1 pseudogene is annotated in these 967 nt (G+C 25.1%); it reads left to right on the forward strand.

Annotated features, from left to right (window positions below):
• Positions 1–904 (forward strand): annotated as a pseudogene (locus CD152_RS11295) (hypothetical protein); the annotation flags it as partial.
• Between the last annotated feature and the right edge of the window lie 63 nt (positions 905–967).

Consider the following 967-nt stretch of genomic DNA (forward strand, 5'->3'; position numbering starts at 1 on the left):
ATCACGATTAGATGAAAATATTAATCTTAATACATTGATTTTAAGACAATTTGTATTAATTTCTATCGTCTTGTTGTTTATTGTAGTATCAAATTTTTATTATAGATTATATAAAGTTAATCAGAAATTAATCTATATCTTAATTCCATTGTGCTTAGGTATGTTTAATGTTGGTATTATCGTTGGTGAACGCCGTAGTTTACAAATATACACATTGATAATAACTATTATTTTATTGCTAAGTCTATTTAAAAAACATGGTAAATTTATTACTTATTCATTATTAGTTGTGGGATTATTCGTTTTGTTAGGAATGACTGTATATAAAGAATTCTATGCATTCCAAGGGGGATATTCTGAAGCAATACAAAACAACCTTGAAAATGGAGACTTTCAATGGACTGATAGACTGCAAGCTTATTTTTACGGTATTCATACAGTAGCAGCTAATATAGATATAATTAATTATGTTGACACCAATTTTTACCAATTTTTTTATGATAATATTAGATCCGTAATAGGAAGTAGCTTATTAATTAATTCAGATTCTTTGTTAATGTCTCAAATATATAATCATGTACTATTCGGACCAGGTGTTGATACAGGACAACTTTTTTCTAGTATAGGATATGGATCAATATTTTTTGGAGTATTATTATCACCTGTAGTAACATCTATCAATATAATTGCCTGTATAGTGTTTGAATTGCTTTTTTTAAAAAGTAACTATATAGATGTAAAATACTTATTAGGATTTATTGTGTTAAGAATAGCATTTAATATTTATTCAAGTTCACCACCTATAATTAATCAAGTTACATTATTTGCATTTCCATTCATCCTTATACTTTTATTTAGTAGATTTATAAAAATATCATTAACCTCGAAGGAGATTTTAAAATGAAAAATATACTGAGATTAATTATGAAAACAAAAATTTTCAGGTTATTAAATTTCCCTTTATTGC

Origin of the sequence: Macrococcoides caseolyticum (genome assembly GCF_002902665.1) — a bacterium.
Classification (GTDB): Bacteria; Bacillota; Bacilli; order Staphylococcales; family Staphylococcaceae; genus Macrococcoides; species Macrococcoides caseolyticum.